The organism is Streptomyces antarcticus, assembly GCF_026627255.1.
Classification (GTDB): Bacteria; Actinomycetota; Actinomycetes; order Streptomycetales; family Streptomycetaceae; genus Streptomyces; species Streptomyces antarcticus.
This window is the reverse complement of the sequence record NZ_JAPNLM010000034.1, coordinates 51,850-66,202: the sequence shown is the minus strand read 5'-3', so window position 1 is coordinate 66,202 and position 14,353 is coordinate 51,850. Positions and strand designations below refer to the sequence as shown.

The window sequence follows — 14,353 nt, the reverse complement described above, 5'->3', positions numbered from 1 at the left end:
CTTCGTCGGCCGCGCGGACGTGCAGGGCGTCCCGGTCCGGATCGGCGTAGACGGCTACGCTCGCGATCCCGGCGTCCCGGCAGGCCCGGGCAACGCGGACAGCGATTTCGCCACGGTTGGCGATGAGTACCTTGCGCACGATGGCTCGTTTCTGCTGACGACCGAGAGATCGACCCAGTTTCCCCGCAGCCACCGCCAGAGATCAACTCAACGCCGTTCAGACTTTGGTGAATTTCCCGCCCTCCCGGACCGGAACCGGCCACCTCGATTCCGCTTCTTGCCTTCCCCTGACGCTGCCCTGACCTTTCCCTTTCCTCGCCACAGCTCCCCGGAGAAACACCACCGGAATCTGCATTTCCCGTCCCGAGCCCCGGGTGGGGCCGGAGCGGGAATTCGCCCGGCCCGTCGCGCATACGGCGCCCCGCGCGGCGGCGGGAATGCGGGCCTCGCCGTCGCCGCCAGGGCTGATTCAAAGTCCTGGTGATCATGTGGTGGTGCAGGTCAGGTCACGTCCAGGAGATCGAGTGGGCGGGTGAAGGGGTGGTAGGAGACCTCGCGGAGGTCGGCGGCGATGTTGCGGTGTCCGGCCGCGCGGAGGGTGTTGATCGCCAGGTTCCGCAGCGTGGCCATGTTCGCCGGGCCGTGGCCAGTGTGGATCTTCGAGGCGTGCTCGGCGAAAGTGGTGTCGCGTACGAAGTGCAGCCGGTTCTCGATCACCCATTGCGACCGAGCGAGGCGCCCGATCCGAAGCGGTGACGCCTCACGCGCGGTGAGGTCGGTAAGCGCGTAGACGGTCTGCCGGGTCACCTTCCCGGTCTTCTGGTCGGTGCGGTGCCGCAGGATGCGGGCGGCCTGCACGGCGTGCGGGAAGTCCAGCCCCAGGCCGGTGACGGTCAAACACCTGGTGGCCCGGGTCTCCTTACGGCCGTGGCCGGCCTCTCGGTCATAGCGGCGGGCGGTCACCTCCTTCCCCGGCAGTGCCCGTAGTTGCGCGAACAGCGTCGGCTGGTTGGCCTTGACCACCAGCAGATAGTGCGCCTCCTTCTGCTCGGCCAGGAAGCGGGCATGCCCCCGCGGGGTGTGCAGGGCATCGGCGGTAACCACGACGCCGGTCAGATCGAAGGGCGCCAGCAGTCGCGTGAACGCGGTGATCTCGTTCGTCTTGTCCGGTACTCGCAGTTGGCTGACGGTCTGCCCGCCGCCGGAGACAGCGGCGAGCAGGTGCGCGGCCGGGCCGGTGCCGATGGGTGAGCCGCGGGCGGTCTTGCCGTCCACGGCCAGGCTTTCGGCGGTGGACGGGTCGGCGCCGAGCAGGTCGGCAAGTCCCCCGGGACACACGGCGAGCAGGACTCGCCGGATGGTCGAGGTGCTGGGCGCACGGCGGACAGCGAGCGTGCCGGCTCCGCGGATGCCGAGCCGGGCGAGGGTGTCCTGGGGTGCGTTGCGGGCCCACTGGCCGATCGCGAAGTAGGAGCGGGCTCCGGGCCAGGACCGCGCAGGCGGCGGTCAGCAACACCGACACCAGCGGGTGATGGCGTCCCCGGCGCTTGCGCGGGTCGGGCAGTGTCCGCAGCCGGCCGTCCAACTGCGGGACCTCACGGTGTTGACGCATGGGCGACTTGATCAGGCAGACAGTGGCAGACTGACGGCACATCGAAGCTCCGGGTGTACAGGGCGACTTGAGAGGTCACCCCGTCAACCGGAGCTTCGTTGCGTTCGTAGCGATGTCTCGACGGATCGTCACCCCGTTGTGACCAGCACTTCCACATGATCGCCAAGACTTTGAATCAGCCCTGGTTCACCACCTGCTGGCAGCGGCTGAAGGCAGTCCCGCCCGTCACTTGACGGCCGGCCTCAACCTCGACGAGACCAGGAAGGAGGGCGACAGGCAGCACCCCGGGCCCGTGGAACCCGGCGCACCCGCGGCGTCACGCGACGGCCCACCCCGAACGACCCGGGGACATTACGGGCGAACCGTCGGACCGGTCAGTGACCGAAGCCCGGTGACGAATCGGGGCCAGCCGTTCCGCGAAGTCCGGTCGGCCCAGCCAGAAGGACTTGAGTGCGTCGGTCCACGCGTAGTTGAATTCGTCGTAGACCGCTCCGGACTCGCGCAGCTTCTCCGATGGAATGTTACAAAGTGCCGTGATCCGCTCGACATTGCGGCAGATGATCGCCAGGTGGAACGTAGTGGTCCAGTGACCGGCATCCACAAAGGATTCGGGATTCGCAAACGCCGGAATCGTACGCATCTCATGATGGATGAGGCACTGCACTATGGGTTCGGTTGTCGTGGCGGCGGCGAATACGGCTGCCCCGCACTGCATGGTGGCAACCCAGGACTCCCATGACTCCAGCCATGCCGCGGTGGTGTCCACCGCAGCCCGTTCGTACGCGCTGACCAGAGCCGTTGACATCGCGCTCTCGAGGGCGAAGGGTGCCCTGTCGATCCTATCGAGCAGCTGCTTCGTGTGTTCCGACAGTGAGGGTTCACGGTCGTGAAGGTCCTGTCGTGAGATGGCGTGTCGGGGAACAATGCTAGCCATTACCACGGCCCGTCGATGGATGGAGAAGAACGCTCGAGGGACTCGATCTCCTCGATCGCGTCAGCTGACATCTACTGCCAACACCTCTCGTCATCAGGACCTGCGGCACCGTGATGCTCAAAACGGTCACTCGATCTCCCCGATGTTGTGCGGGGGCGCGCTTCAAATCTCTCGTGGCGTCGCTGTGGGCGTCACGGGTCGGCTTGTCGGCAGCCGCTGGGCCTTGGCCACGGCGGTCCGCCGTGCCCACCGTCGCGACATCGCCGCCCCATCGTCGGTGAACACCGTGCTCAGCACCTGACGACGATCGAACCCGTCAAGTGCGACGGGTTCAATCGTCGCCGTCCCAGGGCACCAGTGCCCTGGGACGGCGAGTCTCGGCGTTGGTGGTCAGGCGTCCACTTCGCCGGCCCAGCCGAATTCCAGCAGTTCCTTGGGTAGATACTCGGACTCGACTTCGATCGGCATGCCGGCATCATGGGCCATGCAGGCGATGGCGAGCGGCCCTAGGGCGACCAGGCCCTCAGCGCTCCTCGCGCGGGCCTCGCTCGTGGTCCAGTACTCCTTGTGCCACGTGAGAGCCTCGGCCAAAGCCTCGTTGAACAGCTCGCTCTCCTGGCTCAGATAGCGGTGAAAGAGATTGAGCGGCGGATAGAGGATCTTCAGCATCAGCTCCTTCTCTGCGATCCGCACGTTCGCAGGGTCCGTACCGTCGACAGCGCGGACCAAGGTGTCCCACGTCTCCTGCCGACCGAACCACCGGTTCTGGAGGGTTTCCACCCATGAGTAGAGGTAGTCGTCGAACTCCGCACCGGACTCCCGGAGAAATGAGAGGGGGACCTGAGCCAGCTGGTTCACCCGTTCGTTCTCACGGCAGATCGCGGTCAAGTAGAAGGCGGTGAGCCAGTTCCCGGCATGCAGGTACTCCTGCGGCCCGGTGGCCGGCAGCTCCCGCTCCTCACCGTTGACCCCGATCCGGCAGGTGACGGTGCCCTCGGTGGCCTGGCCTGCGGCGAGCAGTGCCGTTCCCGCCTGCATGGCGAGGATCCAGGCTTCCCATGTCGTGAACCGGTCCGCGATGGGGTCGGCGAGACAGTGCCACTTGGCCGCGGCCAGCGTGAGCGTCAGGGCGTCGTACCGGTCGTCCTCCGACGTCTCGAGCCCTGCCAGCGCTTCTGCGGCGCTCTCGCTGACCGGCGCCATGGCGGCGGCCGCGTTGTCCGTACGGAACTCGTGGCGGGGGATGCGCGTAGCCACGTGCCCTCCCTCCTCTCGCTAAACCTTAAAGTACTCAAGTTTGGCACCAGCGCATGTGGAGCCGGAAGGTGCGTTCGCCTTCACCAAGACGTACTTCAGTTTCCCTTCCTTCAGAGCTGTACGGAGCTCTGTGGCGAGCGTGGCTTCATCTCCGCCGCGCCGAGTCATCTCGGCCAGGATGGTGCGAATGTGCGGCCGTGTCCCTTGCTGGACCCTCAGGCCCTGGGCCCAGCCGTTATCGCCAATGGTGGGATTGGTGGGGTGTTCCGGGTCGGCACGCCCATGCCGCCAGTCGAGTTCGCCCTTCGGTGCCTTGGCCTCCACTATCAGGACTTCGCCCTCTTCGAGTCGGTACGCAGCGTCGAACATGTTGGCACCGTTAGGTGTCTTCGGCAGCGTGATGGGAACGGCGTTCTTGAACTCACGCGGGATCACGTGTAGCTCTGCGGCCTTCTCACCCAGCGCATCGGAAATCTTGCTGTTGTTCGGAACTCCCGGGAGCTGCCTGTCGTAAGCCTTCTGGGCTGTTGTGAGGGCGTCCTGGTTTGCGGTGGAGGGGTCCTTCTTGAAGGCCTCAGCTGCGTTGGTGAGGTCCACCGACACCCGCCGGTTGGCCGCCGCGGAGTTGAGGGCCGTCTCATGTGCGGGAGGGACCGAGTTGGTGCCCATGGGCTTGGGGTTGTATCGGAACTCAGATGGCCCGTGGGGCATGTCGTAGCTGGAGATCCATTTGCCATCGGCGTCCTTGGTCAGGATGGGCAGTTCGACACCATCAAGCTTGGCCGACTTGGACCAGCGGTGACCGTCGTCCCGGTAGTGCCGTTGGAACCATGCCAGGTCCTCGTTCGCCAACCGGACGTGCTCGTCCTGGAGTTCTTCGCGCCGTTCCGTCGTCAGTTGCTCTTCACCGTTGTGCGTGCCGTTGCTGGTGGCGTCATCTGCGTTACCGCCTCGGGCGGCGGCGTCGTCCGTGCCGTGGCCGAGATTGTCCAGGCCGCCCGTGGACGGGACCTCTGACCTTCCCCTCGTAGCGTGGAGCCCGTGACTGCAGGGGAAGTTGAGAGTCATGGCGGAGTAGCGACGGAAGTTCGATGCGGAGTTCCGTGAGGGGGCTGTGCGGATCGTGGCTGAGACGGGTCGGCCTCTCGCGCAGGTCGCGAAGGAGCTGGGGATCAACGACACGACGCTCGCGAGCTGGGTGTCGCGGGCGAGGCGGGCCGGCGGGGACGGAACGCTGAGCCTGCCCGAGCGCGAGGAGCTGGCCCGGCTGCGCCAGGAGAACGTGCTGCTGAAGAAGGAGACCAAGGAGCTGGCGATGGAGCGCGATGTCCTCAAACGCTGCATGGTCCTGTGGGTGAAGTAGCCGCGGCGGAACCGGCGTTGCTCGTCGGGATGATCAGCGACCAGAGGACCGTGCACGGCATCCCGCATACCGTCTCCTGCCGCGCGCTGGGCGTGTCCGAGGCGTGGTTCTACAAGTGGCGCCGCCGTCCGGCCGAGCCGACGAAGCGCGAGGTCAGGAGGGGCGGTTGGAGGAGCGGATCCTGCACTTCTTCCGCGAGTGGGGTGACACCTACGGCTCGCCGAGGATCACCCTGGACCTGTGGGCCGAGGGCTGGCAGGTCTCGGTGAACACGGTTGCCGAGATCATGGCCGACCTGGGCCTGCAGGGCCGTAAACCCCCGCGCAGGCGCCGTTCGCTGACCCGGCAGGGCAAGCGTCGCGCGTCACCTGACCTGGTGCATCGCAAGTTCGACGCGGTCGCGCCGGACGTGTTGTGGGTCGGCGATATGACTGAGATCGAGACCGCTGAGGGCAAGCTGTACCTGGCCACCGTCCTGGACCAGTTCTCGCGCCGCCTGCTGGGCTACGCGATGGGCGCCCACCACGACGCCGCCCTGGTCGGGGCCTCCCTGAAGATGGCGGCCGCCACCCGCGGCGGCCAGGTCGACGGCGTGATCTTCCACTCCGCCCAGGGAAGCGAGTACACGAGTGAGGCGTACAACAGCCTGTGCGACAGGCTCGGCGTGGTGCAGTCCATGGGGCGGGTGGGATCAGCTCTGGACAACGCCGCCGCGGAGTCGCTCAACTCACTGATCAAGGTCGAGTACATCCACCGGCACCACTTCGCCACCCGAACCGAGGCCCGGCTGAAGATCGCCACCTGGATCACGGACTTCTACAACCCGCGCCGCCGCCACAGCGGGGCCGCCGGACTGCCACCCATCGAGTTCGAACGACCCATCAGCGAAGCACGTGCCAAGCACCATCAGAAGGACCAAGCCGCATAAGGAAGGTCTCTACGCTTCGAGGGGATTGACACCTGGCGGATCAACACCAGCAGAAGGCGTTGATCCCGGCCCCCGCATTGAGGTTGAACAGTGGACCGGTGGCGGCGAGCCGTCATTCCTCGTGACGGATCCCGCAGGCCGCTGTCTGCTGGGCGGTGGAGGTGGCCGCGAAGACCGCCGAGTGCACCTGCATCGCCGGCAGTCAGGCCCCCCAAGTCTCCACCATGCCCGCATCCGGATCCTCGATACAGCAGACGCACGCCACGTTCACGGACGTCGTCAGTTAGCGCTTCTGGCGCCGGGCGAGGCCTTGACAGTCTGGAGGGAATCCGCCAGGGATTTCTCCATGACAGGAACGACTGTCGCCAAGCAAGCAGCCGGATAGCCCTGGCAAGGCACGCTCACAGCGATTACGTCGGGAACTCGCCGAGCCAGCCGCGTTCGAGGAGGTACTTCGGGATGAAGGGCGATTCGACGCCGATCGGCAGCTTCCCGTCGTAGGCGAGGCACGCCATGGCCAGTGGGCCCAGGGCGACCGCGCCGTCGATGTCCTCGGTGCGCTCCTCAGTCAGCGTCCAGTACCCCTTGTGGAGGTTCAGTGCCTCCGCCAGGGCCGGGCCGAAGCCCTCCTCGTTCTTGCGTACGAAGTTGTAGAAGAGGTTGATCGGCGGATAGAGCAGCCCCTGGAGCAGATCCTGCGGAAGGCTGCGTGCGACCTCGGGGTTCGACGCCTCGATCGCGGCGATGAGCTTGTCCACCAGGCCCGGCCGCCGGAGCCAGTACGTCTGCTGGACGTCCACCCAGTGGTAGAAGAGCTCCTCGTACTCGTCTTCCGGCGAACGCAGCCGTTCCAGCGGGATCTCGCACAGCTCGGTCATCCGGCGCTGCTCACGGCAGATGACGGCCAGCCAGAAAGCGAGGAGCCAGTTGCCCGCATCGGCGTACGGCTGGGGGCCGATCGCCTTGATCGTGCGCATCCTTCCGTCGATGAAGCACTCCACGGTGCCCTCGCTCGTGCCTGTCGCGGCGAACAGCGCCGAGCCCAACTGCATCGCGTTGACGGTGGCTTGCCACGACTCCAGGGTGTCGGCTTCCGGTTCGGCCACGCAGTGGGCCTGGAGGGCGAGGACAGCGGTGCTGAACGCGAAGTCGATCGCGTCCGCCGATTCCTCGAGGCGGTCGATGCGGCGAGCGACACCGGCGCTCAACCGCGCCGCAAATTCAGCCGCTTCTGGCCCGCCCACTAGGTGGCTGGCAACGGTCACAGTCACGGAAGAGTCCCCTTGCTGATGTCGAATCGCCGGTACTGAAGGCCAGTGTACCGACCTGCGTTCTTCTCTCCCTTGACGACTACGTAGTCGAGTTTGTTGGCTTCAATGGCCCTTTCTATGGCCTCCACCAAGTCCGTTTCTCCCCGCTTCTGCATGACCTTGAGGATGTCGAAGAAGTATTCTCTACTGCCCTGTGAAACTGACCTGCGCTTGGGGGGTGGGAGGTCGCGCTTACCAAGATCAGCATCGACGCTGCTCTTGGCCTCGATGACGACGACCCGACCGTCCTCGTGGGTCCACACCTGGTCGAACTGGTCGTTTCCGTTCTTCGGGCCGAGGAGTGTTTCCTTGTCGAAGCCCTTGTGGTTCTCGGCAATGTAGTGGTGCTCGGCTGCTGTTTCGCCGAATTTCTCGGTCTTGTCGATCATGTTCGAGTGGGATTCTTTGTACGCGCCTCGCGCCTCTCCCCACTCCGCCGCCGTTTCGTGGGTGCCGTGACGGGAATGGGCGTCACCCGTCAGGCTCTTCCACTTTTCAACGACATTGTCCCAAGTTACGGCAAAATGACGCTTCTTTGCGGCTGCGTCAAGTACATTCAGCCGGGCCGAATCAGAGACGGTGTTGCGCCCCACCGGAATGTAGTCCGGGTCGAGGTACCACGGCTCGGGCGCCTGCGGAGCATCCTTGGCCTGGATCCAGGGCTGGTCTTTCGAAATCCGGGTGAGCTGCGGCGGGGTGAACCCGCTCTCGTCCTTCACTGACAGGCGCCTGCGGTGGCCCTGATTCTGGTAGTACTGATCGAAGTACCCGGGCTCCTGATTGGCTCGGTAGACCTGAATTTCTTCGATCTGCTCCAGTTCGAGCCGGCCGCGCGGGCCGTATGGGTTCGGGCCGTCCAGCATGAATTCGGGGTGCCTCACAGCTCGTTGCATGGCCTCATCGACACGTGCGGCGTCCGCAGCCGCGCGATCTGCACGTGCGGCATTGTCGAGAGCGTCCGACCCCGGGGCCGCCGGGTGCGGACCGGCCGAAGGGTCATGCCCCCCTGCGGAGGGTCCATCGCCGTGACCTGAACCAGAAGGACCATCGGTCCGGCCCGTCGTCGCGCCGGGGCCGTCTGGGTGCGTGCCGCCCGTGCCCGGGACGTCCGGGCGGGCGCCGCCTCCGCCCGGGGTGTCCGGGCGCGGGGCGCCGCCGGGGTTGTTCAGGTCGCCCCGGGGCATGTTGTCCGGGGCGTGGCCGCCGGGGGTGGTGTGGTCGCCGGCGCGGCCCGTCGGGGTGTGGTCGGCGCCGTGGGCGCCGTTGTCCAGTGTGTGGACGGGGTCGGAGATGTTCGAGCCGAGGTGGATGCTGTTGTCGGCGCTGCGGGCGCCGACGCCGGCCAGTTCGAGTTCGGGGACCTTGGCCGTGGCGGGGGAGTCGACCTTCGGGGCGTCGGCCCGGGGCACGTCCGCGTCCGCGCCTGTGTCCGGCGAGGGTTCGTGTTTGGCGGCCTTTCCGGTCTGCGCGAGTGAGCCGTCGGCCTTGTAGATGTTGCCCTCGATGTCCATGAACCGCGAGGTGCCGTCCGGCAGTTTGACCGTGCCGGGCGGGAAGGTCGTGGTGCCCGCGGGGAGTTTGATGGTGCCGTCGGTGAGCTTGATCGCGCCGTCGGGGACGGCCGAGCCCGACGGGAGGTGGATTGCGCCGTCGGGGAGCATGATGGCGCCGTCGGGGAGGGCGATCGCTCCGTCCAGGTTGATGCTCGGGGCCTCGAACCTGCCCATGCCCTTCAGACCGGCCATGACATCGCCGATCTTCGAGAAGCCGGCGCCCGCGCCCTTGAAGATGTACGTCATCGGGTCGATCGCCCGGCCGGCCTTGCCCGCGAACGACAGGGTCTTGGCGACCGCGCCGGCCTTGCCCGCCCCGGACGCCGCGCCGCCCGCGCCACCGGTGAACACCGTGGTCACCACGTTGAAGGTGACGGCACCCGCCGCACGCCCCGGGTTCGAACCCCACTGGTCCCACGCCAGGAGCGCCTTGCCCGTCTCCTTCATCGCGGTGCGCGAGTCACGCAGCCAGGAGGGCAGCTTGTCGTCGGGGGCCGCCATGAAGAGCGGTCCCACACCCGGGATCATGGCGATCCCCAGGCCGGTGCCCAGCTTGGCCAGGCCGGTCCAGGACTGCTTGAACACGTCCCAGCCCTGGAGGCCGACCAGGCCGCCCAGGCCCTTGAGGGTTGCCCACACGCCGTCGACGACGAAGCCCTTGCCGAACTCCCAGGCGTGTTCCCAGATCTGCCAGCCGGGGATCGACTCCTCCACCGCGTCACCCCACGGCAGGGACTTCGCCTGCTTGAGCGCCTGCGCGTCATACCCGTACATGTCCGGGGCGTTGGAGCCGTCGTTGACCCGCAGGGGCTTGCCGTTGACCAGTGCGACGATCTTCGCGTGAGCGGCCCGTTCCACCTCGTGGAACTGCTCCCACACCTCGGCGATCTTGTTGCGGCGTTCGAGGTTCTCGTCGATCAGATCGCCGTCCTCACGCCACTTCTCGTCCTTGTCCGTCTTCGTGCGGAACGCCTGCGCTTCCGCCTTCAGGTTCTCCAGCTTCTTGACGATCGGGGCAGCGTCACGCGAGTAGGTGCCCAGGGCGCTGGCGATCGTGCACATGTCGGAGCTGAGCTTGAGACCCAGGTCCTGGACCGGCTTCGTCGTCGCGAACAGCTGGTCCGCCTCCGGCGCCTGGTAGAACGCCTGCAGACCACCGAAGCTCGTGTGGACGTCGGAGGCCTTCGTCGAGACGGTGGCGCCGCCCGACGAGATCAGCTTCACCTTCTCGTCCAGCGTCGCCAGATCGCCCGTGAAGACCGGTATCTCGGCCGGATCGACCGGCGCGTTCCCGCTCACTGCTTGGCCCCCGTCTTCTCACGCAGCAGGTCCAGATTCACAGACCGCGCCGCGTCCTGCGCCTCCTTGGCCTGGTCCAGATCGCCCTGCAGGTACTCGTTCGTCGCCAGAACCGCACCGCGGATGCACGCCTCGATCCGCTCCGCCATCGACTTGAACTCCGGCTTGCGGGCGGTCAGGTACTCGCCCAGCGCAGCCGCGACCGGGCCCATCGCCTTCTGAGGCGCCAGGAAAGCCGCTCCGGGAGACGGAGCCGCACCCGGAGCCAGCGGGCCCTGCGGAGTCATCCCCGACTGCGAGCCCGGAACCGCCGTCCCCGCAGCCTGAGCCGCCTCCGACATGGCTGTGAGCAGCGCGTTCAAAGCCGTCTCGAGCTCGCCGGCATTCCCGCCGACGGTCTTCAGATGACCCTGCACGCCCTGCGGCTTGATGTCCCATGACGTCATGGACGACCCACCCCCGTGTACCCGACTGCCCCACTGCCCTACCGTCTTGCTGAAACGATCCTGCTCAGCCGATGTTGTCGACCGCGCCAGTTTGTCGGGGCCCCCGGAGAGGAGGCCGGCGAGCACCACCCACGGATCGGGCATCCGCGGGGTGAGGGCGATGACGTCCTTGGTCATGAGGTCGTACGGTCCTTCGCAGTCCGGTTTCGGGGAGGGGGCGGCAGCTGGGTGGCCGCGGCCTCCCAGGTCGTCGGCCTCCAAGGACGGTCACCGGACCAGCGCAGCATGGAGGCAGCGGCCGCTGCCGGGTGCCGCACCAGCAACGCCCAATGTGCCTCTGGCAAGGTCTGCTCGAGCTGGTCGAGTTCCAAGAGGTACTCGTTGTACTTCTCACCGAAACGGGCGGCACCGGAGTAGGTTCTCCGGATCAGCTCCCGGCGCAGCGCGACCGCGTCGGTCAGCTCGCCGACGGCGACCTGCTGGGCGGCGGCTCGTAGCACCCGTTCGGTGGTCGCCAGCCACTCCACGCTCCGCAGGCCGTACGGAGGTTTGCGGGACAGCGCATGGAGTATTTCGTCTACCCGTAGATGTCGAGCCCGGACATCTTCCTCTGTGCACCACCGGTGCAGCAGATAGGGAAGCTTTCCGTTGATGGTGAAGACTCCGTCGACGGCGTCGAACGCGGAGTCGAGCACCGATGCCAGGGCGGTAGTACCGGAGCGCTGGGCGCCGAGCAGGACGAGCGGTGGAACCTCGGACATACCCATGAGCGCGTACCTTCTGGGAGTATCTCGTCCACCCATCCGCGCAGGCGCTGCATGCACTCGACGCTGGCGGCGTAGCCGTCCCGGGAGAATGCCTCGCCCCACGGTTCGTCGCGCTCGGCGGCGGTAAGCTGCCGACCGTGACGCCAGTGAGTCTCGAGACTGACGAAGCGTGCGTAGCCGTCCTCGGCCAGCCGCCTCAGGATCGCGGGCCAGTCCAGGTCTCCGTCGCCCAGCCGGACGTATCCCCTGGTGGAGTCGGGGTCCTTCACGTGCACATGGCGGATCCTGTCCCTGCCGAGTTCGTAGTCAGCCGGGAAGGGCTTGGGGTCCCAGCCGCTGAAGACGCTGTTACCCGGGTCCCACAGCATGCCCACGTCGTCCCGGCCGAGCGCGTCGAGGAACGTGACGAGGTGACGCATGGTTGGCGTGTTGGTCCTGGTGCCGGTCTCCACGACAAGTGGCACCGGCAGTCGAATCCCGTCCAAAATCTGGCGGGCGATTCGGGCTGCTCGCTCGGGATCCGGTTCTCCGTCCCGATAGAAACTGAAGATCCGAACGTGCGGGGCGCCCAGCAGCGCTGCCCGACGGCAGCTGTCCACCAAAAGATCGCCTGCCGCCCGTAGGTCATCCTCCGATTCCGGCAGCGCGACCTTGAAGGTGGGCGGCGCGAACCCGGCAGCCGCAACGCCCAACAAGCCCTCCGCATCGCCTGACACCCCTCGACCCCACGACGGCCGCGCCCACCCCAGGGCGCGGCCGTCGCTCCATTTACAACCCCTCCGGGGCAAGCGGAACAGAACGGACGCTCCAGGAGCCTGCCCACAGCCCTGCAGCGCCCCCGGCCGCGCCACCCACCACCCCAGACCCTCAGAAACCCCAGGTCATGCCCATGGCTTCGCTTCAAGCCCGCTCCCACGACAATCCGTGCGACCACTCCCAGCACGATCCGCTAGGCTGTCAGCGGTCAGACGGCTCCCAAGCGTGTGTCCGGGAAAGTGTCCGCGAGGACATCTCCACCTGGGTGTACTCACGTCAATCTGACCAGCATGTTTGTCGAAGCAGCCCGCGCGATCCCTCTGGGGTTTCCGGCAACGTTTCCGACAAGCCCCAGGGAGTGCAGCTCCCCCTGGCTCATGACGTCGAGCGCCGGGGCGTCCTGGCCGTCGACGGAGGCCGCCATGACGAGCTTGCGGACGGTCGCCTTCTCACTGCCGTTCAAGCTCACGGCCGTGAGGTCGACGTTGCTCTCCTGCCGCAGGCGCTCCCAGATGCCCTGCGTAGCGTCGGTGAAGCGCTCCATACGCTGCTCCCGCAGCTCGGTGGAGAGGCTCTTGAGCCATCTCACCGCCTTGCCAAGGTCGGTCCGCAGCGACTTGTCCCGTTCGACCTCGCGCGCCTTGTCCGCCCAGGCGGCAAGCCGGGTGACGAGCGCCCGCCACCGCTCGTCACGCTCCTCCAGCTCGCGGGCCGCGTGCGTCCTGACGGTGTCGCAGGCGTCGACGAGGACCGTGGCGGCCTCTTCGGCGCTCCGGGCGAGCTCGACGGGGTCGGTGATCTGCCGGCAGTCGGTCCACACCTTCCACGGGTCGGCCAGTGCAACGGGGATCCGCTTGGGGTTCTCGATGCGGTTGTGGAGGTTCCGCTTGCCGGTCCGGACGGCTGCGTGCGCATCCTCGGCGGTCTTCGCCTCGTGGCGCAGCTCCGCCACCTGTCGGGAGGCGCGGTCGTACCACTCCCGTCCGAGGGCCCGTTCCGCTCCGCACGTCGGGCAGACGTCGTCGTCGGGGTGCCGGTCGGCGTGGGCGAGGGCCTTCTCCAGCAGATCGGCGCGCAGCCGGGCGTTCTCGGCGTCGGTGCCGTGCAGGCCCTCCACATCGGCGAGGGCGTTCCGCAGCCGCTGAACGGCCTCCCCGACCTCCGCCAGGTCGGGCCCGTGTGCCCCGGCCTCGATCTGGAGCTCGGCGAGCCGGCTGTCGTCGGCCGGGGGGAGACCGGCGACGAGCGCGTCGATGGAGTCGAGGTCCAGGTCGCCCGGGGTGTCCACGGCGAGCAGGGCCTGTACGGCACGGTCGTCGTCCTCCAGCGCGTAGAGGGCTTCCTTCAGGCCGGGCAGGGCTTCCCTCGTCTCCTTCGCGACGGCAGCGAGGGCCTTCTCCCGCACGCTCAGCCGGTTGGTCGCGGTGGAGAGCAGCTCCATGCCGAGGATGGTGGCGATCGCGTCGTACCGCTCGGACGGCTTGCCGGTGAGCATGAGGTCGAGGTCGGTGTACGAGAGGAACGGCCGGTGGTCGGCGAGGGCCGTGTCCCAGCCGGCCTCGGCCACGGGGACGGTCCCGTGACCCGGGCGCTTGAAGGTCGCTTCGGAGCTGCCGAACTCCTGGCTCGTCCAGGTGCGGGTGAGGGTGCTGTTGCCGGTGTCGCCCTCGATCGCGAGCTTGAGCTCGATCTTGGGGCTGTCGGCGTTGTGGAGGTTGTACCAGTGGCCGCCGCGCGTGGCGTCCTGGCCCGGCCGGTGGGCCCGGGTGCCGGTGAAGCCGACCTCGATGGCGTCGGCGAGGCTGGACTTGCCGGAGCCATTGCGGCCCACGACGAGGTTGACGCCCGGGCGGGGGCTGAGGCTCAGCCGGGCACGAGGGCCGATGCCGCGGAAGCCGTTGACGGCGAGGGAACCGAGGTAGATGCGGCCGGCCGGGGAGGTTCCACGGGTCTCGTTCTCGCCCAGCGCCTCCTTCAGCAGCGCCTTCACGGACTCGGGGAGTGCTGCCTCGCCCAGACGGGTCCGTACCAGATCGGCCAGGGGCGGGGGCTGGTCGGCGGGGTTCGGCCGAGCGGGGTCGGTAGGTTCGTCCGCGTTGCGCTGGAACTGTTCCGTCACGGTCATGTG

At 67.4% G+C, this 14,353-nt stretch carries 12 protein-coding genes and 1 pseudogene; 2 read left to right on the top strand and 11 right to left on the bottom strand.

The features are described from left to right. From OTB16_RS34140 to OTB16_RS34120, 5 genes are all read right to left on the bottom strand, one after another. On the bottom strand, positions 1-139 hold a 139-nt coding region (locus OTB16_RS34140), incomplete at its 3' end, for a biotin carboxylase N-terminal domain-containing protein (protein ID WP_215098084.1). Between the two features lie 362 nt (positions 140-501). Further along, positions 502-1,410 (bottom strand): ISAs1 family transposase, encoded by a 909-nt coding sequence (locus tag OTB16_RS34135; protein WP_420717854.1) that lies wholly within the window; start codon positions 1,408-1,410, stop codon positions 502-504. Positions 1,411-1,928: 518 nt separating this feature from the next. Beyond that, entirely contained in the window at positions 1,929-2,378 is a 450-nt protein-coding gene (locus OTB16_RS34130) for an immunity 49 family protein (protein ID WP_267726103.1), read from the bottom strand. Between the two features lie 558 nt (positions 2,379-2,936). Further along, positions 2,937-3,803: an immunity 49 family protein gene (locus OTB16_RS34125; RefSeq protein ID WP_267726101.1), complete on the bottom strand. Its 867-nt coding sequence runs from the start codon at positions 3,801-3,803 to the stop codon at positions 2,937-2,939. 18 nt (positions 3,804-3,821) lie between these two features. Continuing rightward, positions 3,822-4,871, bottom strand: coding sequence for a hypothetical protein (locus OTB16_RS34120; RefSeq protein ID WP_267726099.1), 1,050 nt, complete (start codon positions 4,869-4,871; stop codon positions 3,822-3,824). Between the two features lie 22 nt (positions 4,872-4,893). Between OTB16_RS34120 and OTB16_RS34115 the strand changes: the two are divergent. Further along, positions 4,894-5,166: pseudogene (locus tag OTB16_RS34115) on the top strand (transposase); the annotation flags it as partial. 103 nt (positions 5,167-5,269) lie between these two features. Then, entirely contained in the window at positions 5,270-6,094 is an 825-nt protein-coding gene (locus OTB16_RS34110) for an IS3 family transposase (RefSeq protein ID WP_420717853.1), read from the top strand. Positions 6,095-6,504: 410 nt separating this feature from the next. Here OTB16_RS34110 and OTB16_RS34105 read toward each other — a convergent pair whose 3' ends face one another. The 6 genes from OTB16_RS34105 to OTB16_RS34080 all read right to left on the bottom strand — a co-directional run bounded on the left by OTB16_RS34105 (position 6,505) and on the right by OTB16_RS34080 (position 14,350). Continuing rightward, positions 6,505-7,302, bottom strand: a complete 798-nt coding sequence (locus OTB16_RS34105) for an immunity 49 family protein (protein ID WP_267726095.1) — start codon at positions 7,300-7,302, stop codon at positions 6,505-6,507. Positions 7,303-7,361: 59 nt separating this feature from the next. Then, positions 7,362-10,256 (bottom strand): hypothetical protein, encoded by a 2,895-nt coding sequence (locus tag OTB16_RS34100; RefSeq protein ID WP_267726093.1) that lies wholly within the window; start codon positions 10,254-10,256, stop codon positions 7,362-7,364. Continuing rightward, on the bottom strand, positions 10,253-10,702 hold the full coding sequence (locus OTB16_RS34095) for a DUF6507 family protein (protein WP_267723110.1): 450 nt from the start codon (positions 10,700-10,702) through the stop codon (positions 10,253-10,255). Before OTB16_RS34095 ends, OTB16_RS34100 begins: the two co-directional genes overlap by 4 nt. A 173-nt stretch (positions 10,703-10,875) precedes the next feature. Then, positions 10,876-11,397, bottom strand: coding sequence for a sulfotransferase (locus OTB16_RS34090; protein ID WP_267726091.1), 522 nt, complete (start codon positions 11,395-11,397; stop codon positions 10,876-10,878). Next, positions 11,280-12,185 (bottom strand): sugar phosphate isomerase/epimerase family protein, encoded by a 906-nt coding sequence (locus OTB16_RS34085; protein ID WP_267726089.1) that lies wholly within the window; start codon positions 12,183-12,185, stop codon positions 11,280-11,282. Before OTB16_RS34085 ends, OTB16_RS34090 begins: the two co-directional genes overlap by 118 nt. A 311-nt stretch (positions 12,186-12,496) precedes the next feature. Next, positions 12,497-14,350, bottom strand: coding sequence for an ATP-binding protein (locus OTB16_RS34080; RefSeq protein WP_267726087.1), 1,854 nt, complete (start codon positions 14,348-14,350; stop codon positions 12,497-12,499). Between the last annotated feature and the right edge of the window lie 3 nt (positions 14,351-14,353).